Source organism: Streptomyces glaucescens (assembly GCF_002154375.1).
Lineage (GTDB): Bacteria > Actinomycetota > Actinomycetes > Streptomycetales > Streptomycetaceae > Streptomyces > Streptomyces glaucescens.
Window position 1 is genome coordinate 1 of sequence record NZ_MUND01000958.1, and the last position, 565, is coordinate 565.

Annotated in this window: 1 protein-coding gene; it reads left to right on the forward strand. The window is 72.9% G+C overall.

Translation table 11 applies throughout. The features are described 5' to 3' along the window. Positions 1–435 (forward strand): M1 family aminopeptidase (locus tag CCN42_RS39725; protein ID WP_143662211.1); only part of this gene is annotated, 435 nt, incomplete at its 5' end. Between the last annotated feature and the right edge of the window lie 130 nt (positions 436–565).

The following is a 565-nucleotide window of genomic DNA, read 5'->3' on the forward strand; positions in this document are numbered from 1 at the left end:
CTGGCCCACCAGTGGTACGGCAACTCGGTCACGCCGAAGAGCTGGCGGGACATGTGGCTCAACGAGGGCTTCGCGACGTACGCGGAGTGGCTGTGGGAGGAGGAGCACGGCGGGGACAGCGCCGAGCGCACCTTCGACGCGCTGTACGCCGACGAGGACGTGTTCGCGTTCCCGCCCGCGAAGCCGCCGACCGCCGCCGACGTCTCCGGGCGCCCGGTGTACGACCGGGGCGCGATGGTGCTGCACAGGATCCGGCAGACCGTCGGCGACGCCGCCTTCCGCCGCCTGCTGCGCGGCTGGGCCGCCGAGCACCGGCACGGCAACGCCCACACCGGGGAATTCACCGACTACGTCGAACGGCAGGCACCGGAGCACGACCTCAGCGGCGTCTGGGAGGACTGGCTGTACGGCGACGGCCGCCCCGACCTGCCCTGACACCGGCCGCGCGCCGAAAGTTGGTCAGGACTCCCACTCGTCGAGCAGGCGCGCCAGCTCCGGTGGCCAGACCGGCTCGGCCGCCTCGGCCAGTTCCGCCCTGGTCCACCAGCGCCAGGTGAGGATGCCG